The sequence below is a fragment of the Rhizobium sp. CCGE531 genome (assembly GCF_003627795.1).
Classification (GTDB): domain Bacteria; phylum Pseudomonadota; class Alphaproteobacteria; order Rhizobiales; family Rhizobiaceae; genus Rhizobium.
The window spans coordinates 1,458,615-1,479,432 of the sequence record NZ_CP032684.1 but is presented as its reverse complement, the minus strand read 5'-3'; the positions used below and the strand labels follow the sequence as shown (position 1 = coordinate 1,479,432).

Annotated in this window: 15 protein-coding genes; 5 read left to right on the top strand and 10 right to left on the bottom strand. The window is 60.3% G+C overall.

Annotated features, from left to right (window positions below):
* The first annotated feature begins 171 nt into the window (after window positions 1–171).
* Window positions 172–2,250: a glycosyltransferase family 2 protein gene (locus CCGE531_RS07285; protein WP_245459010.1), complete on the top strand. Its 2,079-nt coding sequence runs from the start codon at window positions 172–174 to the stop codon at window positions 2,248–2,250.
* Here CCGE531_RS07285 and CCGE531_RS07280 read toward each other — a convergent pair.
* Together CCGE531_RS07280 and CCGE531_RS07275 are read right to left on the bottom strand one after the other, a co-directional pair.
* Window positions 2,237–5,692, bottom strand: a complete 3,456-nt coding sequence (locus CCGE531_RS07280) for a YhaN family protein (RefSeq protein ID WP_120663587.1) — start codon at window positions 5,690–5,692, stop codon at window positions 2,237–2,239. The two genes, CCGE531_RS07285 and CCGE531_RS07280, sit on opposite strands and share 14 nt — an antisense overlap.
* Entirely contained in the window at window positions 5,692–6,927 is a 1,236-nt protein-coding gene (locus tag CCGE531_RS07275) for a DNA repair exonuclease (protein ID WP_120666585.1), read from the bottom strand. Before CCGE531_RS07275 ends, CCGE531_RS07280 begins: the two co-directional genes overlap by 1 nt.
* 226 nt (window positions 6,928–7,153) lie before the next feature.
* Here CCGE531_RS07275 and CCGE531_RS07270 point away from each other — a divergent pair, with 226 nt between their 5' ends.
* Both CCGE531_RS07270 and CCGE531_RS07265 read left to right on the top strand, forming a co-directional pair.
* Window positions 7,154–8,140, top strand: a complete 987-nt coding sequence (locus CCGE531_RS07270; RefSeq protein WP_120663586.1) for an aldo/keto reductase — start codon at window positions 7,154–7,156, stop codon at window positions 8,138–8,140.
* A 108-nt stretch (window positions 8,141–8,248) separates the two neighbouring features.
* Entirely contained in the window at window positions 8,249–8,986 is a 738-nt protein-coding gene (locus CCGE531_RS07265; RefSeq protein ID WP_120666583.1) for an SDR family oxidoreductase, read from the top strand.
* 154 nt (window positions 8,987–9,140) lie between these two features.
* Here CCGE531_RS07265 and CCGE531_RS07260 read toward each other — a convergent pair whose 3' ends face one another.
* Window positions 9,141–9,659 (bottom strand): helix-turn-helix domain-containing protein, encoded by a 519-nt coding sequence (locus CCGE531_RS07260; protein WP_120663585.1) that lies wholly within the window; start codon window positions 9,657–9,659, stop codon window positions 9,141–9,143.
* An 89-nt stretch (window positions 9,660–9,748) separates the two neighbouring features.
* Between CCGE531_RS07260 and CCGE531_RS07255 the strand changes: the two genes are divergently transcribed.
* Window positions 9,749–10,390 (top strand): dihydrofolate reductase family protein, encoded by a 642-nt coding sequence (locus CCGE531_RS07255; RefSeq protein ID WP_120663584.1) that lies wholly within the window; start codon window positions 9,749–9,751, stop codon window positions 10,388–10,390.
* A gap of 281 nt (window positions 10,391–10,671) precedes the next feature.
* On the opposite strand, the gene hupB is transcribed toward CCGE531_RS07255, so the two are convergent.
* The 4 genes from hupB to clpP all read right to left on the bottom strand — a co-directional run bounded on the left by hupB (window position 10,672) and on the right by clpP (window position 16,196).
* A complete protein-coding gene (hupB, locus tag CCGE531_RS07250) occupies window positions 10,672–10,947 on the bottom strand; it encodes a DNA-binding protein HupB (protein WP_015339480.1) in 276 nt (91 codons plus the stop codon).
* A gap of 200 nt (window positions 10,948–11,147) precedes the next feature.
* Entirely contained in the window at window positions 11,148–13,568 is a 2,421-nt protein-coding gene (gene lon, locus CCGE531_RS07245; RefSeq protein ID WP_120663583.1) for an endopeptidase La, read from the bottom strand.
* Window positions 13,569–13,988: 420 nt separating this feature from the next.
* The gene (clpX, locus tag CCGE531_RS07240; RefSeq protein ID WP_015339478.1) at window positions 13,989–15,266 is read right to left on the bottom strand and encodes an ATP-dependent Clp protease ATP-binding subunit ClpX; all 1,278 of its coding nucleotides are present in this window, start codon (window positions 15,264–15,266) and stop codon (window positions 13,989–13,991) included.
* Window positions 15,267–15,563: 297 nt separating this feature from the next.
* Entirely contained in the window at window positions 15,564–16,196 is a 633-nt protein-coding gene (gene clpP / locus CCGE531_RS07235; RefSeq protein ID WP_120663582.1) for an ATP-dependent Clp endopeptidase proteolytic subunit ClpP, read from the bottom strand.
* 403 nt (window positions 16,197–16,599) lie between these two features.
* On the opposite strand from clpP, the gene CCGE531_RS07230 reads away from it, so the two are divergent.
* Window positions 16,600–17,853 (top strand): GGDEF domain-containing protein, encoded by a 1,254-nt coding sequence (locus CCGE531_RS07230; RefSeq protein WP_205586992.1) that lies wholly within the window; start codon window positions 16,600–16,602, stop codon window positions 17,851–17,853.
* Between the two features lie 231 nt (window positions 17,854–18,084).
* Here the strand turns inward: CCGE531_RS07230 and pstB are convergent, their stop codons facing one another.
* The 3 genes from pstB to pstC are packed head-to-tail and all read right to left on the bottom strand — an operon-like array spanning window position 18,085 to window position 20,781.
* Entirely contained in the window at window positions 18,085–18,921 is an 837-nt protein-coding gene (pstB, locus tag CCGE531_RS07225; RefSeq protein ID WP_120666581.1) for a phosphate ABC transporter ATP-binding protein PstB, read from the bottom strand.
* 26 nt (window positions 18,922–18,947) lie between these two features.
* A complete protein-coding gene (gene pstA / locus CCGE531_RS07220; protein ID WP_120663580.1) occupies window positions 18,948–19,799 on the bottom strand; it encodes a phosphate ABC transporter permease PstA in 852 nt (283 codons plus the stop codon).
* A gap of 10 nt (window positions 19,800–19,809) precedes the next feature.
* Window positions 19,810–20,781: a phosphate ABC transporter permease subunit PstC gene (pstC, locus tag CCGE531_RS07215; protein WP_120663579.1), complete on the bottom strand. Its 972-nt coding sequence runs from the start codon at window positions 20,779–20,781 to the stop codon at window positions 19,810–19,812.
* Window positions 20,782–20,818 lie beyond the last annotated feature (37 nt).

The following is a 20,818-nucleotide window of genomic DNA, read 5'->3' as shown; positions in this document are numbered from 1 at the left end:
CAAAGCATCTGACGAAGCAATATTTCAATGACGCTCAAAATCATACCGAACACCGAGCTTGAACGAGAAACATCCGCCGACGCCCCTCCCAGCCGATGGAAATCCCTGGGGGACGATCCCGCATTCGAGATCAGGTTTTCACCGGTTCGGAAGAGATTGATCGTCATTCATATGACAGCGACGGACGAGCCGATCGATCCGAAATTCTATGTCAATCGAGGTCGTGGCTTTCGCGAGAAGGACGCCGTTTCTCTTTCGGAGGGAGAGCGCTTCATTGTCACCGCGGATATCGGTTCTGTCGGCTCCATCTGCGCGCTCAGAGCCGATCCGGCAAGTTTCCCGACGACCTTTCAATTCGATGCGATAGCATTTGCATCCACGAAATCGGCTGAAAAATACATTTCCGAGGTTCTCGCAGCAGACGAAAAAACCAGACGCATCGATCTCGGCAGGCTGCCGCAGCATTGGAAGAAGCTGCCGAGGTTAGGCTTCGCAAAGCGGGCGGCTAATCTGACGGCGCCATATGCCAAGAATATCTATCAGCTTGCCGCCGATTTCGTTGTGTCGCCCGTTTCGGCGACCACAGGAACCTGGCTGAGCGTGGTCGTGCCTGTCTACAACGCGCCTCCCCGCTATCTGAACGATCTCGTCAAATCCTTCGAAGCGCAGGGCGAGCAAGGCACCGAGCTTATCTTGAGCGACGACGGCTCGACATCCCCCGAGACGCGCCGATGGTTTGAGACAAGGCAAGCGAAAGACGGCATTCGCTTCGTGTTGAATCCGCGCAACGGCGGGATCGCCGCCGCCACCAATGCCGGCTTGTCCCATGCCCAAGGGCAATGGATCGCCTTTCTCGATCATGACGATGTGATCGCTCCGCATGCCTTCAAGCTCATACGGCATACGCTCGAGCAAAATCCCGATGCGAATTTCCTCTATACCGACGAACTCGTGGTCGACGACACGTTGAAGCCGACCGGCATCATGCTGAAGCCGGCCTATGATTCCGTGCTGCTGACGGGCGTCAACTACATCAACCATTTCTCCATCTACCGGCATGGCAGGCTTCGCGAGATCGGCTATCTGCGCACCGGCTATGACGGCTCGCAAGATTACGATCTGCTGCTGCGCTATCTGGAGCGTCTTCCGGAGGAAAGCGTTCTCCACCTGCCCTATCCCGCTTATTGGTGGCGCCGCAACGGCAAGACCTATTCGCGCAAATTCATGGATGCCGCCACCACCAACGCCAGAAAGGCGCTGGCCGAGAGATTCGAGCGACAGCGGCAAGCGGTGGAGGTCGAAGGTGCTCTCACCAAAACCCTGCATCGGGTCGTCTTCGAAGCCCCTCGCGAATGGCCGAAAATTTCGATCGTCATTCCGAGCAAAGATAATTTCGACCTGATCTCGCGCATCCTCAACGATCTCTTTGAGAAGACCGACTATCCGAATTTCGAAGTTCTGGTCACCGACAATGGCTCCACGAACCCGCAGGTCCTCGATCTCTACGACCAGTATCGCCGGACGAAGCCAAATTTTTCGGCAATGATTGCGCCGGAGGCCTTCAACTTCTCGCGGTCGGTCAACCGCGGCTTGGAAGCGGCGACCGGCGAGCACTTCCTCATTCTCAACAATGATGTCGAGGTCATCGAGCCGGGCTGGTTGAAGGAGATGGTCTCCTGCCTCGCCTATGACAGAACCGGCATCGTCGGCGCCAAGCTGCTCTTCTCGAACGACAAGATGCAGCATGCCGGCGTGGTCGTCGGTTTCGGCGGGCTGGCCGGCCATTGGTATATGAACAAGCCGAAGGAGTTCGGCGGGCCGATGAACCGGTTGCATGTTCGCAATGGCATGACCTGCGTGACCGGAGCCGTGATGCTGATCTCGGGCGATTGCCTGCGGACAATCGGCCTGTTCGACGAGGAGAATTTCGCGGTCGCCTATAATGATGTGGATTACTGCTTGCGGGCGCACAAGGTCGGTTATCGCATCGTCTGGACGCCGTTTGCCTGCCTCTATCACCATGAATCGCTTTCGCGCGGATCGGACAAATCGGGCGAGAGAAAGAAGCGGTTCGAGCAGGAAAAGCAGAGCCTGCGCCAGTTGCATGCCACGCAGGGTTTCATCGACCGCGCACTCAATCCAGCCTACGGCCGCGACAAATCGGACCCGAAGATCACGATACCGACGCAGCTGCATATCCCGTCGATGTCGCAGCAGGATCTGCGGGTTATCTCGGTCAGAGTTGAATGAGATCCAGATCTCGGCCGATCTCGCTTTTGGCGATGTCGACCACGCTCATCTCATGGGTGAAGAGGATCGTCTGGAAACGGTCGGCCGTTGCGGCGAGCACCTGCAATCCGGCGCGGGCGCGTTCGTCGTCGAAGGTCTGGAAGATATCGTCGACGATCAGTGGCGCCGGTTCGTTGCGGGCGGAATAATCTTCGAGGAATGCCAGCCGCAGGGCGAGATAGAGCTGGTCGCCTGTGCCTTCGCTCAGGCCATCGAGCGGCACGCGTTCGCCGGCGGCGCGTTCCGCCAGCAACTGCAGCGCATCGCTTTCATCATGGGCCTCGACGAGACGGGCAAAACGGCCGCCGGTCAGTTGCGAGAACAGCTCGCCAGCCCGCCTGATGACGGGATCGGCCTGCTTTTCGCGATAGGCTTCCATCGAGCCGGCCAGCATGCGGGCGGCGATCTTCAGGACGACCCATTGCCGCGCGAGATCCTTTGCCTCCTGCTCGGCCGAAAGCTTCTCAAAAACCGCATATTCGGCACTGACGCCGGTTTCCAGGGCTTGCCGCTGGCGGCGGTTCTCGGCCAGCCGTGCCGAAAGCTCGCCATGCATGGCGAACTGCCGCTGATCTTCCTCGGTCAACCGCTCGATTTCGAGATCGGCGGCGACGCGTTCGAAGCCGCCAAGCTCGGCACGAAGCTCGTCTTCGGCCTTGCCGTCGGCCTGCTGGCGGAAACGATCGCGGCTTTCGACAAGCCTGGCAGTCAGCCGCAGGCGTTCCCGCAGCCGCGAAAGCAAAGCCGGCAGGTCTTCCACACCGCCAAGATCGGTAGTCAAATAATCGAGGTCAGCCGCAATGGCTGCAAGTGCTGCCTCCTGGCGTGCTACGAGCTCCTCCCCACGGCGCCGTTCCTCTTCCAGGCCGTCGCGCTTTTTCAGTTCGCCGCGCATGAGGTTGACGCGAGTGTGCAATGCCTCAGCGGCGGCATCCGGCGGAAGATGGTCCAATTCGTAGCCGCTATTGGCGCTGAGCGTCGCCAGTTGCCGCTCGAAATCCGCCATGTCGCGCCGCATGCCATTGACGCGGCGCAGACGGTTTTCGCGCTCCGCCAGGACATCGGGCAATTCCTGCCATGCCTTCAGGGCGGCATTCGCCATTTCCAACGTCGTGTCCGACGGCAGGCCAAGGAGTTCAACGGCCTTGGCGAACGCGCTGCGCCAGTCGGCATGCTGCCGTTCCGACATCCGCTGCTGATCCTCGAACCGCGCCAGCCGGTCGCGCGCCGCACCGATTTCCCCTTCCCGCGTGCGACTTTCGCTCCAACGCTCCGAAAGAAGTCGCAGATGCTTGCGCAAGCCTTCCGCAATCGCTGCAGGCGGGAGACGGCCGCTCTTGTAGCCGGTCGCCTCGACGATATCTTGCAGCGCAGGCAAGACGCGACCTTCCGCCAGCGCATTCTCGTCCCGCTGGTCGAGCATATCCCGCAATGCCTTGCGCTCGCGCCGTAGTAATTCCACTCCGCGCCGCCACTCCAGCATGGTCGTGGGATCGAGTACATCAATGCCGCAGGGTTGGAAAAGGGCCGCGAAGGTTGCCTCGGCATCCTTCAAAGCCTTTTCGCAACTCTTGAGCCGGCCAGAGGCCTGTTCCCGTTCCTGAAGCAGGCGTGCCTGACGCAGGCGATAGTCGGCGTGGCGCGCGACACGATCCGCATCGCTCAACGCGGCGTCGGCCAGATGATCGGCCTCGACGACACTCACTGTCAGTGCCGCAAGCGCCTTGGCTTCTGGCACTGCGCCATCCGCCCACCGTTTCTGGATAGAGGTCCATTGCGCATCGCGGTTCTCACGCGCAGCGATGATCTGCTCGCGCGTGACGATCGGCCCGGTGCGCTCGGCGTCCGCAAGCGTGCGTTCTATCTCCGCCAAGTGCTCGTCATGGTTCTGGAGTTTGCCGGCGGCTTCGCGCGCCTTGGATCGCGCGGCGTCGATCGCGTCGCGATGTCCGGTAATCTCCATCGCTTCCGGAAGGGGCACCGAGAAAAGCGCGTCAATGTCACCGACCGGTGGCTGCAGCCGTCCGGCTGCTTCCTTGAGATCGGATTCGATGCGGCGTATCTGCGTTTCCAGTCCATCCAGACGGCTCAAGGCGGAGAGATCGCTGCCCAGCGCCTCGAGCTGATCGATGTAGGGCCGCGGATCGATGAGCCGGCCCGCAAGGCTATCCTTCTCAAGCCCCGCAAGCTGCCTGCGCTCGCTCTCGGTTTGCTCTGACAGAGACTGCGTCTGCCGCGCTAGCTGCCTGCCCTCATCCACCAGCTCGGAAAGGCGCGCACGATCGATGTCGCTCGGCTGCTGCTGCTCCAGCTCTGCCTCGGCAAGACCGAGACGACGGGCAAGCTGCGCAAGCGTCGTGTCGTAACCGGCGAGCTCCTGATCGACGCGCGGCAGGTCATGACGCTGGGCGCGGTAGTTGCCGGTGTCGGCAAAGAGCTGCGTGATATCGCCCGACATCTGCAGCAGCGTTTCATCGACCTGGATGCGCGAAAGGTCTTCCTCGGCGCGCGCAACGGCTTGCCTAGCCCGGCGCAGCTCCTCGTCACTCGCCTGCTTATCGCGCAATCTCTGTTCAAGCGTATTGGCAAAGCTGTCCGGCATGGCGGCAAGATCGGCCATGCCGTCGAGCGCCAGGTTTTCCGCGTCGATTTCTGATAGCAAGGGCTGCAGGGTCTTCAGCCTCTTGAGCCGGTCCAGCGCCTCCCGCGTGCCGTGACGCTCCGTCTGCAGGCGCTCCAGTTCCGTCTCCAGCTCGCCCGCTTCGGCAAGGAGCTTCTTCCAGTCGCCGGATTTCAGTTCATTGTCCCGCTCCGCCCTGCGGGCATCTTCGTAGCGGTCGAGCGCCTGATAGAAACCGCGATCCTTCGAGCGTCTGGCCGCATAGATGCCGTCGGCCTCAGCTTCCAGCGACTGGCGCAGCCGCGACAGGCCGGTCAGGCCGGAAGCTGCCGAAAACAGCAGGCTGCCGATCTCGCCGCCGCTGCGCAGCATCGCGGTCGCGCCCTGCCGCAGCCGTTGCGAGTCGAGGCCGAAGGCGCGCTCGAAGACATCTCGGCTCAAATTGCCAAGGAAGGGCGAAAGCGCATCCTCGGCGAGCGGCGTCTCCTTGTCATCAGGAGCGAGAAGCGTTCCCTTGCGGCCACGGCGGCGGCGGAAGCCTAAGCGCGTGCCGTCGCGTGCGCTGATGTCAGCTCCGATCCGCAAAGCCCCCGGCTCATGAAGAAAACTCTGCTCGGCGGCCGTCGGGAAGCCGAAAAGAAGATCGGAGATCGCGCTCAGAGCCGAGGATTTGCCTGCCTCGTTCGGACCATAGATCACGTGCAGCCGCGCACCGGGACGAAAATCGAGCGCGCGATCGGTCAGTGCGCCATAGCGGAGAATATCGAGCCGGGTAAAGCGCATCAGTCCGCCCCCTGCCCGCGCGCCAGCAGCAATTGCCGCGCCTCTTCGACCAGGACCTCCATGCTATCGTCCAGCGGCAATTCCGTCGCGCCAAGGCCGCCCGGCAGACGCACGGCGATCTCGTCGATCAACCGGCCGGCTTCCGCGCCTATATCTGCATCGCCGGCATGTTCGGCGAGAAGCTGGCGCAGATCGAGTGCGCCGTCCGCATCCGCCGTTCTCTCCGGCGGCGCATCCAGCCGCAGTTCCAGCTTTTCGAGCCAGATATCCTCATGCACGCGGTGGCAGGCGGCTTCCACCTCGTCGCGCCATTGCTGGCGATTGGCGGCGATCGCACCATGCAGGGGCGTCACACCGGAAAGCCGGACGCGCAGCGCGGTCATGCGCCCGGCCATCCCATCAGCCAAGGGCTGTACCACCTGCTCGACATGACGGAGGATCGCCGCCTGGTCGTCCTCCGGACCGACCACGATATCGGCCTGCGCGAAACGTGCCTCGTCAACGATGATGCGCTCATGCTCGATCCGCCCGTCTTCGACGGTTACCAGCACCGCGCCCTTGGCCCCGCGCTCGCGGATATTGCGGCCTTGCAGATTGCCAGGGAAGATGACGAGTGGGTCCTGGGCTACCACTTCATAATCATGCACATGGCCGAGCGCCCAATAGTCATAGCCGCGCGAGCGCAGGTCATCGACGGAACACGGCGCATAGGGCGCATGCGGCTCGCGGCCGGTGAGCGAGGTGTGGAGAATGCCGATGTTGAACCAACCGGAGACGGGTGCCGGATAGGAAATCGCCAGATTGTCGTTGGCGGAACGTTCGGCAAAACCCTGGCCATGCAACGCCACCTGCAGCGCCTCCAGCCTGACGCTGCCCGGCTTGCCGGTCGGGAACTCATGGACGTTTGATGGCAGAGTGATGGTCTTGGTGATGACGCTTGCCGCATCGTGATTGCCGCGCAGCAGGTAGACCGGAATTCCCGCCCGCTCCAGCCGCGCCATCTCGCGATTGAAGAACAGGCCGATCTTGTTGTCCTTCCAATCGCCGTCATAGACATCGCCGGCGATCACGAAGAAATCGACACGCCTTTCGATCGCCAGCCCTATCAACGTCGAGAAGGCCTTGCGGCTGGCTTCGACGAAGACCGCGGCGACGGCGGCATCCTTCAGAGCCAGACCCTGGAAGGGGCTGCCAAGGTGCAGATCGGCGGCATGGATGAAGCTGAAAGAGGGCATGGGCTCCGATAGTGTCGTCAGATGTCCGGTCTTTCCCTTGTAAGGAAACGGAGGCGCTGTGAATACCGCGCCGGCGGCTTCATCCAATGGTTTCGCAAGCCAGGCCGAGCTTGCCATATTTCTCAGTCACGCGATTGCGATCCTCGATCGCCGATCCGCGCTTGTGGCCCTGTCGGACGGCTGCTACTGCCCTATCATCTTGCGAACAAAAGAGAGGAGACATCTCATGAGACATCATGCTTTCGGACGGACGCCTTTTATCGTTACGGATGTCGGCTTCGGCGCCTGGCAGATCGGCGGCGCATGGGGAGATGTCAGCGAGGCCGATGGCCGCGCAGCCCTGAACGCCGCTCTCGATGCCGGCATGACCTTCATCGACACTGCCGACGTCTATGGCGATGGCCGCTCGGAAAAGATCATCGCCGACGTGCTGAAAGCGCGCGGCGGCGAGCGCCCGATGGTGGCAACCAAGGCCGGCCGCCGGCTGAACCCACATGTGGCCGACGGCTACACCAAGGCCAATCTCGAAAGCTTCATCGATCGCAGCCTGAAGAATCTCGGCGTCGAGAGCCTTGACCTGGTGCAGCTTCACTGCCCGCCGACCGAAGTTCTCTATCGGCCCGAAGTTTTCGCCGGTCTCGACGAACTGCAGAAGGCCGGCAAGATTAGGGGATACGGCGTCAGCGTCGCACTGGTCGAGGAGGCGCTGAAGGCGATCGAATATCCGGGCGTCGTCAGCATCCAGATCATCTACAACATCTTCCGCCAGCGTCCCGACCATCTGTTCTTCAAGGAAGCCAAGCGCAAGAACGTGGCAGTCATCGCCCGCGTGCCCCTCGCCTCCGGCCTGCTTTCCGGCAAGATTACCCGCGACACGCGGTTTGCCAGCGACGACCACCGCAACTTCAATCGTCATGGCGAGGCCTTCGATGTCGGTGAAACCTTTGCCGGCGTTCCCTTCGAAATCGGCCTTCAGGCGGTGGAAGAGGTGCGCAAGCTGGTTCCGGCCGGCGCCAGCATGGCGGCCTTCGCCCTCAGCTGGATCCTGATGAATGAAGCCGTGACCGTCGTCATCCCCGGTGCCCGCAATGCCGAGCAGGCAAAGGCCAACGCGGCCGCAGCCGACCTTGCGCCGCTTTCGGCCGATGTCATGACGGCCACGCGCGAGATCTACGAGCGGCTGATCGCGCCGCACGTTCACCACCGCTGGTAACTGCCATTTTGACATGGATAGTCGGAACCTGCTTCCGGCTATCCCAAGATGTTTTTGACGGAAAGCAGTGAGGGAAAGAGGCTCGAACCGGGCCTGGAGGAGGATGCAATGAAAGTAGCTCTGGTAACGGGCGCCTCCCGTGGTCTCGGCGCCGTGATTGCGCAGGAGCTTGCAGCCGCGGGCTGGGCCATCGCCGTCAATTATGCGAGCGACACGCCAGGAGCCCAGAAGGTCGTCGACACCATCCAGCAGTGCGGCGGAAAGGCTTATGCCGCTCAATTCAGCGTGACGGACAATGGCCAGATCGCTGATGGCCTCGATAAGGTCAGAGCTGCCTTCGGACCCGTCGACCTGATCGTCAACAATGCGACCGGCCCTCAGCCGGAAATGCCGCTCATGGAGCAATCCTGGCGAACCTATCTCGATCAGCTCGAATTCTTCGTCAAGGCGCCGCTGGAGTTGCTTCAGGCGGTGCTGCCCGATTGGCGTGCGCGCAAATCGGGCCGCGTCATCAACATCGGCTCGGAGGTCGCGGAGCTCGGCAATCCGAATTTCGGCAACTATGCCTCCGCCAAAGGAGCCATGCTATCGATGACGCGCTCCTGGGCGAGAGAGCTGGCGCCGGAAGGAATTACGGTCAATCTCGTTGCGCCCGGCTGGATCCCGGTCGAGCGGCATGCCGGCGCTTCGCAAGAAGCAAAGGACGGCTATCTCGCACAGACGCCGCTGGCCCATTTCGGCAGGCCTGAAGATATCGCCAATGCGGTCGTCTTTCTCGCCTCGAGCAAGGCAGACTTCATCACCGGCCAGAAACTTGCCGTCAATGGCGGCCGGACGCTGCTCTGACGCCGCCAGACAGCGAAAACGGATTCGATAACAGACGACTCCAACCGAGGCGATGATGCCTGCAGCTACTTTGCGCCATTGGTAGACATTGCAATTTCTTGAGCGCGCGAAGTCACCGACCGAAGCTTTCCCGCTGTTATCGACGCAAACAATCTCACGCTTTGCGCTCCATTTTTGCGCGGACCTCGAGAAAGGCGTTGGTAAGATTTATCAAGACAGGCGATATGACACTACCATTTGCTCCGCCGATCGGGTCCACAATGTGAATGTTTCTAAGATCGTTCATGAAGTCGTCCCAAAGGGTCGGGCCGCCATTCTCAAGAAGTTCGGCGCGGATACTCAGGTCTTCGCTGACAGGAAGATGCCGCCGGCCCCAGGCGCCGATCATGGCGATCATCGGCACAAGCTGAATCGCCGGTTCTGTCAGACTGTAAATCGCTTTCTGGCTGTGGGTAGGATCGTCCAGCCTGGTGATCAAGCCGAGCGAGACGAGACGCTTTAGGCGCGCGGCGAGTATGTTGGAGGCAATCCCTTCCTCGGACCGATTGAGCAACTCGCGAAAATGCCGGCGATTGCCGAACATGATGTCCCGGATGACGACCAGGCTCCACCGGTCCCCCAGCACCTCCATGGTCAAATTGATCGGGCATCCCGACCGCCGCTCGATATCCATATTCATTTCCTTCAATGAACCAATTGCAATGTAGGATCAGACATGCTATTGCGCAACCAGTTGCAAATTGCAATTGGATGGAGGAAATAATGTCGAAAGTTCGCGTTGCAGGATTCTCGCTCTCTATCGATGGCTTCGGAGCCGGACTGGAGCAAAGCCTGAATGATCCCCTGGGCAAGCGTGGCCCGGAATTGTTTGAGTGGTTTTTCCCCACTCGGACATTCCAGGCGATGTTCGGGAAAGAGGGCGAAACGGAAGGTGCCGACGCGAAATATGCAGCGTCTGCAAATACCGATTTTGGTGCCTTCATCCTCGGCCGCAACATGTTCGGCCCCTTTCGCGGCGAATGGCCCGATGAAAACTGGAAAGGATGGTGGGGCGACAATCCCCCTTATCATGCTCCGACATTCATCCTGACGCATTATCCCCGCGCGCCAATCGTCATGGAAGGCGGTACGACCTTCTATTTTATCACGGGCGGGATCGAGGAGGCGCTTATGCAGGCCAAAGCCGCCGCCGGAGGCAAGGATATCAAGATTGGCGGCGGTGTCAGCACGGTGCGCCAATATCTTCAGGCGAACTTGGTCGACGAAATACAATATGCCATTTCGCCAGTTGTGCTCGGGAGAGGCGAAGCAATGTTTGCCGGCATCGACCTGCCTTCGCTCGGCTTTCGGGTCGTCGCCCATGAAGCAACGGAGAAGGCTACTCACATCGTTTTGAGGAAATGAGGTTCATTGCATCTTCTGTCATCCATGAGACTGGACCCATCCAATTGACAAGGTCGCGAATGTTCCTGCCTACCACGCTCGGCTGTCCGCCGGCCCGGCTATATGCAGGCTCTCGATGAAGCCCGGCCTTGCCGTCATTTGTGTCCGTTGGGTGGACCAGAGGGCCACGATTGAACCTTCCGCACGCATTTACTGCATGAGACCATAAAAAAGGGCCCGCAAAAGCGGGCCCCAATGTTATCCACCCGCAAGGCTAACACCTCGCGGCGGGTGAAAACGAATCAGCTGTTGACCGAGTCCTTCAGGCCCTTGCCGGGCGTGAACTTCGGCACGTTACGAGCAGGAATATCGACCTCAGCGCCGGTGGACGGGTTACGGCCCTTCGTGGCTGCACGGTGGGAAACGGTGAAGCTGCCGAAACCAGCGAGGCGAATGTCGCCACCCTTCTTCAGTTCAGCCTGGACAGTATCGAAAACAGCGTCAACAGCGGAAGCAGCGTCAGCCTTCGTGATACCGGCCTTCTCGGCCACTGCGGACACGAGCTCATTCTTGTTCATGTTTCCACCCCTTTCTTTGGTATGAAACGACTTATCAGTAAGCGGGGCGCAAATAGGATGCTCTTACCCGCCGCAACCCCAAAAGCCCTGCAAATCAAGGAAAAGCAAGCGTCGCCATGCGCTTTTCACAAAAAAAGACCGGCAAAATTGCCGGTCTTTTCGTCTTTTGGATCAATTCGACAGAATTGAGGCGAAGAGCCTCAATGAGCGATGTTCGAACCTACTTCGTCAACGCCTTCAACCGTAGCAATTACAGGCGTTTCCACGGTGCCATCCCACTCGATCGGCTCGGGCCGGCGAACAAGCGCATGCTTGATCACCTCGCCCATGCGGGACACGGGGATGATTTCCATGCTGTTCTTCACGTTGTCCGGAATCTCCGCCAGATCCTTGGCGTTTTCTTCCGGGATCAGCACCTTCTTGATGCCGCCGCGCAGTGCCGCCAGCAGCTTTTCCTTCAGGCCGCCGATCGGCAGCACGCGGCCGCGCAGCGTGATTTCACCCGTCATGGCCACATCCTTGGAAACCGGGATGCCGGTCATGATCGAGACGATCGCGGTTGCCATGGCGACACCGGCCGACGGACCGTCCTTCGGCGTCGCGCCTTCCGGCAGGTGCACGTGGATGTCGCTCTTGTCGAAGCGCGGCGGCTCGATGCCGAAATCGACGGCGCGCGAACGAACGTAAGACGCCGCCGCGGAAATCGATTCCTTCATGACTTCCTTCAGGTTGCCGGTGACCGTCATGCGGCCCTTGCCCGGCATTATCACGCCTTCGATCGTCAGCAGCTCGCCGCCGACCTCGGTCCAGGCGAGACCAGTCACGACACCGACCTGATCCTCGCGCTCGGCTTCGCCATGGCGGAAGCGCGGAACGCCGAGATATTCGTCGATATTCGCAGCGGTGACCGCGACGGACTTGGTCTTGCCCTTGATGATCTCGGTGACCGCCTTGCGGGCGAGCTTCATCAATTCGCGCTCGAAGTTACGCACACCGGCTTCTCGGGTGTACTGCTGACTGATCGCCATCAGGGCGTCGTCGCTGACCGAAAATTCATTCGGCTGCAGCGCATGTTCCTTGATGGCCTTCGGCAGCAGGTGCCGCTTGGCGATTTCCCGCTTCTCGTCTTCGGTGTAGCCGGCGATACGGATGATCTCCATGCGGTCCATCAGGGGCGCCGGGATATTCAGCGTGTTCGCCGTCGTGATGAACATCACGTCCGACAGGTCATATTCGACCTCCAGGTAGTGATCCATGAAGGTCGAATTCTGTGCCGGGTCCAGCACTTCCAGCAGGGCCGAAGACGGATCGCCGCGATAATCCTGACCGAGCTTATCGATCTCGTCGAGCAGGAAGAGCGGGTTGGACTTCTTGGCCTTCTTCATCGACTGGATGACCTTGCCGGGCATCGAGCCGATATAGGTGCGGCGATGACCGCGGATTTCGGCTTCGTCGCGAACGCCGCCGAGCGCCATGCGGACATACTCACGGCCGGTCGCCTTGGCGATCGACTGGGCAAGCGAGGTCTTGCCGACGCCCGGAGGGCCGACGAGGCACAGGATCGGTCCCTTGATCTTAGTCGCGCGCGCCTGGACGGCCAGATATTCGACGATGCGCTCCTTGACCTTGTCCAGACCGAAATGATCCGCTTCGAGGATCTTCTCGGCATTGTTCAGATCGGCCTTGATCTTCGACTTCTTGTGCCAGGGGATGCCCAGCAGCCAGTCGAGATAGTTGCGCACGACGGTGGCTTCCGCCGACATCGGGCTCATCTGACGCAGCTTCTTCAGCTCCGCATCGGCCTTTTCCTTGGCTTCCTTGGACAGCTTCGTCTTGGAGATGCGCTCTTCCAGTTCGGCCATCTCGTCGCGGCCTTCCTCGCCGTCGCCGAGCTCCTTCTGGATCGCCTTCATCTGCTCATTCAGGTAGTATTCGCGCTGCGTCTTCTCCATCTGGCGCTTAACGCGCGAGCGGATGCGCTTCTCGACCTGCAGAACCGAAATCTCGCCTTCCATGAAGCCGAGCGCCTTTTCAAGGCGAGCCTTGACGCTGGTGGTTTCCAGCATTTCCTGCTTTTCGGTGATCTTGATCGACAGATGCGAGGCGACAGTGTCGGCCAGCTTCGAATAGTCGTCGATCTGGCTGGCTGCGCCAACCACTTCCGGCGAGATCTTCTTGTTGAGCTTCACATAGCTCTCGAATTCCGAAACGACCGAGCGGCTCAGCGCTTCGAGCTCGACCTGGTCTTCTTCCGGCTCGTTCAAAACGTGGCCGAGAGCTTCATAGAAATCCTCGCGGCCGGTGTAGTCGTCGATCTCCGCGCGCGCACGGCCTTCGACCAGCACCTTCACGGTGCCGTCGGGCAGTTTCAGCAGCTGCAGAACATTGGCAACGGTACCGACCCTGTGGATGGCGTCCGGGGCGGGATCATCATCGCTGGCGTTGATCTGGGTGACCAGCATGATCTGCTTGTCGGATCCCATGACCTCTTCCAGCGCGCGAATGGATTTCTCCCGTCCGACGAACAAAGGCACGATCATGTGGGGGAAAACCACGATGTCGCGCAACGGCAATACCGGATAGGCAATGCTCTCGTGTGCCGCAGACGTTTTCTTACTCATCTTATTTCCTTTCCGTCGTCCCGTTCCCGGGCTCTCTGCCGGCTGGGAGGTATTAGCCGGCTCTCTCACTTGGTAAACAAGTGGAGCTTCACACTACCTATTTCAAGTCAGACGGGACGCGCCGCCGTCAGACGGCAGCCCCGCTTATTCACGAGGAGGAACGCAACAACGAACACCGAAGCCCGGCCACCCAAACAAACGCCGGCGAAGCGGAATCCGAAGAAAAACACCGGGCTCATGCCCAACCTACCAGATGCTCCAGAATCATTCCATGATGGCTGCAGCGGAGGCTCTTCACAACCGGTTTCGACCGCGTTCCCATGAGCTTATCCAAGACTTTATCAGCAAACCGCACGATTTTTCAAACAGAAAGGGGCCCGTCGATGACGAGCCCCCGATTCGTGATCGCCGATGCAGGCGTCAGGCCGTCGCGTTGGCCTTTTCTTCCTGCCGGTCGGCATAGATGTAGAGCGGGCGGGCGGAGCCGCGAACCACTTCCTCGGAAATGACCACTTCGCGCACGCCTTCCAGCGCCGGCAGCTCGAACATGGTATCGAGCAGGATCTTCTCCATGATCGAACGCAGGCCGCGAGCACCCGTCTTGCGGACGATCGCCCGACGAGCGATTTCACGCAGCGCATCCTCGTGGAAGGTCAGCTCGACGTCTTCCATCTCGAACAGGCGCTGATACTGCTTGACCAGCGCGTTCTTCGGCTCCGACAGGATCTGGATCAGTGCATCCGCGTCCAGGTCTTCGAGCGTCGCCAGAACAGGCAGACGGCCGATGAATTCCGGGATCAGGCCGAACTTCACCAGATCTTCCGGCTCGAGCTCGCGCAGCACTTCGCCGACGCGGCGATCATCCGGCGCCTTGACCGTGGCGCCGAAGCCGATCGAGGTCTTCTCGCCGCGGGCGGAGATGATCTTGTCGAGGCCAGCAAAGGCGCCGCCGCAGATGAAGAGGATGTTGGTCGTATCCACCTGCAGGAACTCCTGCTGCGGATGCTTGCGGCCGCCCTGCGGGGGAACCGAAGCCACGGTGCCTTCCATGATCTTCAGAAGCGCCTGCTGCACGCCCTCGCCCGAGACGTCGCGCGTGATCGACGGATTGTCCGACTTGCGGGAAATCTTGTCGACTTCGTCGATGTAGACGATGCCGCGTTGCGCGCGTTCGACGTTGTAGTCGGCAGCCTGCAGCAGCTTGAGGATGATGTTTTCGACGTCTTCGCCGACGTAGCCCGCTTCGGTCAGCGTCGTCGCGTCGGCCATGGTGAAGGGCACGTCGATGATGCGCGCCAGCGTCTGAGCCAGATAGGTCTTGCCGCAGCCGGTCGGGCCAACGAGCATGATGTTCGACTTCGCCAGCTCGACGTCACCATTCTTCGATGCGTGTGCGAGACGCTTGTAATGGTTGTGAACGGCGACGGAGAGGATCTTCTTCGCCTGCCGCTGGCCGATGACGTATTCGTCGAGAACCTTGATGATGTCCTGCGGAGTCGGAACGCCGTCACGGGACTTGACCATCGAGGATTTGTTTTCCTCGCGGATGATGTCCATGCATAGTTCAACGCACTCGTCGCAGATGAAGACGGTCGGTCCGGCAATCAGCTTCCGGACTTCATGCTGGCTCTTACCGCAGAACGAACAATAAAGCGTGTTCTTGGAGTCGCCGCCGTTGCTGCCGCTGACTTTGCTCATATCACTTTCCTTCCAGCACGCCGCCAATTTCCAGATTGAAATCGCGGTCCACTCAATGCGCCCGCCGGACCTGCCCCTCGTTTTGCAGATCGCGGCGCCCTTCAGGGTACTGAACGCAGACCGGTCAACGACCGGAACTGCGTGGCAACGATCCCCCTTCGAATGCCGAATGCCATGTCACAAAAACGCTACATGGCATGCATGCCTACTATTACCGCGTTCCGTTCCACATTAAACCCCTATTCGATCACAAATGGGATAGAACTGTGGCATGGAAGTCACCGCCTCGTGGATAAATCACGAGGCGCTTTCACCTTCCATTTCGGTACGCGACGTCAGCACCTTGTCGATAAGACCCCATTCCTTGGCCTCGTCGGAGGACATGAAATGGTCACGATCGAGCGTCTGCTCGACTTCCTCGTAGGTCCGACCGCAATGCTTGACATAAACCTCGTTCAGGCGACGCTTCATCTTGATGATGTCGCGCGCATGACGCTCGATGTCCGAAGCCTGACCCTGGAAACCGCCCGAGGGCTGGTGAACCATGATGCGGGAATTCGGCGTAGCGAAGCGCATGTCCTTGTCGCCGGCAGCAAGCAGCAGCGAGCCCATGGACGCGGCCTGGCCGATGCAGAGCGTCGAAACGGCCGGCTTGATGAATTGCATCGTGTCGTAGATCGCCATGCCGGCGGTCACGACACCACCCGGCGAATTGATGTAAAGCGCGATTTCCTTCTTCGGGTTTTCGGCCTCGAGGAAGAGAAGCTGGGCGCACACCAACGTCGCCATATGGTCCTCAACCGGCCCGGTCAGGAAAATGATGCGTTCCTTCAGCAGGCGGGAATAGATGTCGTAAGACCGTTCCCCTCGGTTGGTCTGCTCAACAACCATCGGCACCAGAGCCATAGCTGTATCGACTGGATTTCTCATGTGCGTCCTTTATCAAACTTGCCCCGGCGACGGAAACGCCGGGAATCGGAGTAAAAATCCTTTACTCCTACATAGAGTGTCCCTGCCCTTCACTTCAAGACGCGCAAAAGCATATCGTCAAAAAGCAGTAATGCCCCAGGAGGCGTTGACAAAGCATTTCTAAACACCGCGCCTGGAATGCCAAGACGCCATGGCGCCGCGCCATTCGCTACCCACTGCATTTCCCGCCCGCAAGGTGAAGGAAGCATGAAAGCCATGGAGATCAGGCGGAGATCGGAGACACAAGCAAAATTTACCAACTCATTTAATGAACTGACCATCTTATTCGGCGAAGATGGGCCGATCGCGAGAATCGTTGCGCTGCTGGCGCCGACGGTCCGAAGGCAGCGGAGAAACACCAATCGTGCTGAACATGACCACAGGCCTCACCATCTGGTGCTCGGAAGCCATCACCCTGGCGACCGTGCTGCTTTTTGCCTGGAGGCACGATCGCAAGTCCCCCGCCTATCTGACCTGGGCCATTGGATTTACCGTCAGCGCGATCGGATTTGCCTTGGTGGCGGCTCGCGGCATCGTTCCGGACATCTGGTCGATCCAGATCGGCAATGCCGTGGCGCTGCTCGGCGAGAGCGCGTGGATCGCCGGGTTCCGGTTGATGGACAAGCGCAAGCTGGAATGGTCCGCATTCCTGCCGCCCGCCATCTGGCTGATCGGTGTCAGCCTGCCATGGGTCGCCGGCAATTTCGCCAATCGCGTCATCCTCTACGATCTTGCCGGTGCCGTCGGCGCGACCTTGCTCGCCTTTGCCGTCCATCCGGCCGAAGGCCGTCGTGAGCCGGCGCGCGGGCAGCTCGGCATCATCTTCGTGGTGATCGCCTGTTTCTGTTTCGGCTCTGCTCTCTGGATGGTGCTTGTGGCCCCCTCGCTGGAAAAGGCCATGATCTATCGCGGCTATATGGCACTCGGCTACGGGCTGCTCATCATCGTCGCCATCGTTCTGAACGGCAAGCTGTTGATGGAGCGCGCCGAGCGTCGCTGGCGGGCGATTTCCATCACCGACACGCTGACGGGGGTTCTGAACCGGCGCGGGCTCCAGGAAAGCTATGAGATACTTGCCGGACGGGGACAGCAGCAGCCGCAGAAACTCGCCGCGCTGCTGTTTGACCTCGACCACTTCAAGAAGATCAACGATCACCACGGCCACCAGGCGGGCGATGTCGTTCTGGCCGAATTTGCCCGCATCGCCCGTCAGTTCGTGCCACGCAGCGGCGCGTTCGGCCGAATGGGCGGAGAAGAATTCGTCGCCTTCGTTCCCAGAGATGATCAATCCCAGGCGGAAGCGTTGGCGGAAACCATCCGCGCCGATTTCTGCCGCGTGCCGCTGCTTGCCGGCCGCACGCTGGTCCCGGCAACCGTCAGCATCGGCGTTTCGATCATGCCGCGCGAGACCGTCAGCTGGGATCGCCTGGTCTCGTTCGCCGATCGCGCGCTTTATGCCGCCAAGCGCGCCGGCCGCAACTGCACCATCGTCTTCGATGAAATGGAAACCGCGAAGGAGGCGGAAGCAGCACCAGGCGCCGATGACGGCGAACTGGTGCCGACCCTCGAGGATCAGATCCACGCGCTGAGACGCATGGGCAAGCTTGCGAGAATGTGACACGGCTTTCGGGACCGATTTGATCCCGCGAGCGTTCGTCATGGTCACCAGAGGTAAGAGACCTCGACAGGTTCGATCCACCCAAAGGTTACGCTCACTCGAGCCCTTCGAGACGGGTGCTTCGCGCGACGGACGCAATCGAAAATCGGCGGTCAGGACAAAAATGCAAAATGGCGCGCCGAGCGGGCGCGCCATGCAAAATCGTCTGCTTGAAGCAATGCCGGGATCGTATCAGCCGTAACGTCCGGTGATGTAATCCTCGGTGCGCTTGACCTTCGGCGCCTGGAAGATCTGCTCCGTCGGGCCGTATTCGATCAGGTCGCCCAGATACATGAAGGCGGTGTTGTCGGAGATGCGGCTTGCCTGCTGCATGTTGTGCGTGACGATGACGATCGTGAACTCGCCCTTGAGCTGCGACACCAGCTCCTCGACCTTGGCGGTCGAGATCGGGTCGAGCGCCGAGGTTGGCTCGTCGAGAAGCAGGACTTCCGGACGCAGGGCGATGGCGCGAGCGATGCAGAGACGCTGCTGCTGGCCGCCGGAAAGGCCAAGTCCGCTCTGGTGCAGCTTTTCCTTCACTTCGCTCCACAGCGCTGTTTCGGTCAGCGCCGCTTCGACGCGGACGTCCATTTCCGCCTTGGAAATCTTCTCATAGAGCCGGATGCCGAAAGCGACGTTTTCATAGATCGACATCGGGAACGGCGTCGGCTTCTGGAACACCATGCCGACCTTGGCGCGCAGATCGTTCAGATCGACGTCCTTGGTGAGAATATTGCGGCCGTCCAGCAGAATCTCGCCCGCTACCGTCTGGCCCGGATAGAGATCATACATCCGGTTGAAGGTGCGCAGCAGCGTGGACTTACCGCAACCCGAAGGGCCGATGAAGGCGGTGACCGCATTCTTGCGGATGTTCATATTCACACCCTTCAGAACGCGATGGCCGTTCTGATAGGTGAAATCGAGATTCTTCACCTCGAGCTTCGCGAGCGCGCCGAGATCCGACGGGGAAGCGGCATCCTTCCCCGACTGTGCGTTGACGCTCTGGAAATTGTTGTCGCTCATGTTCATGGTCTCATTCCTATCGTTCGGCGGCGTCATTGGCGGCGCCCACTCAAGACACGGGCAAGGATGTTGAGGGCGAGGATGGCAACGGTGATAATCAACGCGCCGGCCCAGGCCAGTTGTTTAAGATCTTCGCCAGCATCCGCTGCGAGCGTGTTGATGGCAACCGGCAGCGTGGCGATCGGACCGGTCAGGCCCGCATTCATGAATTTGCTGTAGCCGGCCGTGAAGAGAAGCGGCGCGGTTTCGCCGCTGATACGGGCGACGGCCAGCAGGATGCCGGTGAGGATACCCGTCCAGGCGGAACGGTAGATCACCATCATCATCGACTTCCAACGCGGTGCGCCGAGCGCGGCCGTCGCCTCACGAAGTGCGTTCGGCACCAGCAACAGCATGTCCTGCGTCGTACGGTTGACGACCGGAAGGGCGATCAGCGCCAGCGCGAGGATGCCGGCAATGGCGGAGTTGCCATGCATGGGCACGACCACGGCGCCGTAGACGAACACGCCGACGATGATCGAGGGTGCGGACAGCAAGATGTCGTTGATGAACTTGGCAGCCTCCGCAAGCTTGGTGCCATTGGCATATTCCACCAGATAGGTCGCGGCGAGAATGCCGATCGGAGCGGCGATCACAATGGCGAGGCCCGTGACCAGCACGGTGCCGTAGATTGCGTTGATCAGGCCACCGCGCGAGCCCTGGGCCGGGATCGACATGGTGAACACGTCGAGGCTGAGCGCCGACACACCGCGATAAACCAGGGTCGCAAGGATCACGCTGAGAAAGAATATGCCGAGGATGGCCGCGAGGAAGGACAAGGCCATCATCACCCGGTTCTTCGTATAGCGCCTCGACACGAGATTCTGACGAATTGCATTTTCCATGGTTTTTTCCTCAGAGCGAGTCGCCGCGGCCGATCATCCACCTCGCCAGCGCAAGCACGCAGAACGAAAGGACGAACAGGAGCAGGCCGAGCGCAATCAGGCTCGACAATTGCAGACCGTCGGCATCGCCGAAGTTGTTCGCGATCTGGGCGGAAATGGTGGTTGACGGCGAGATGATCGACGATTGCAGACGGCTCACCGAACCTACAACGAAGGTGACGGCCATGGTTTCGCCAAGCGCGCGGCCGAGGCCGAGCATGATACCGCCGACGAGGCCGCGACGTGTATAGGGGATCAGGATGTGGCGGGCCACTTCCCATGTCGTCATGCCCATGCCGTAAGCGGATTCGCGCAACATCGGCGGCACGGTGGTGAACACGTCGCGAGAGATCGCGGTGATGAACGGCAGGATCATGACGGCGAGCACAAGGCTTGCCGTCAACAGGCCGACGCCCGGCGCCGGCGGCTGGAACAGCAGGCCGATCAACGGCACCTGGCCGATCGTCATCATAAGGAATGGCAGGATATAGGTCTGCATCAGCGGCACGAGAATGAACAGACCGACGATGCCGTAGATAATAGAGGGAACACCGGCCAGAAGCTCGATGGCCGTACTGATCGGACGTCGCAGGCTGCCGGGGCAAAGTTCCGTGAGGAAGATGGCGATGCCGATGCCCAGGGGAACGGCAATCAGCATGGCGATGAGCGAACTCACCAGCGTACCGATCACGGCAGGCACGGCACCGTAGATATCGGCGGGAGCACTCCACTTCGTGCCCCAGAGGAACGAAAACCCGAAGGCCTGGAAAGTTGGCAAGGCATCGATGACAAGAACCACAATGATTGCCAGCAGCAGAAGCACGACAAGAGTAGCCGAGCCAAGCGTCATAAAATAGAAAATCCGATCCTGTATCCGGAATTTTCTGGTGCTGGCGCTGGTATCCAGTGCCTGGAAGCCAGCCGTCTGAGTCGCGTCAGCCATCGATTTCCCCTTGTCCTGTCACGAAAGGCGGACAGGG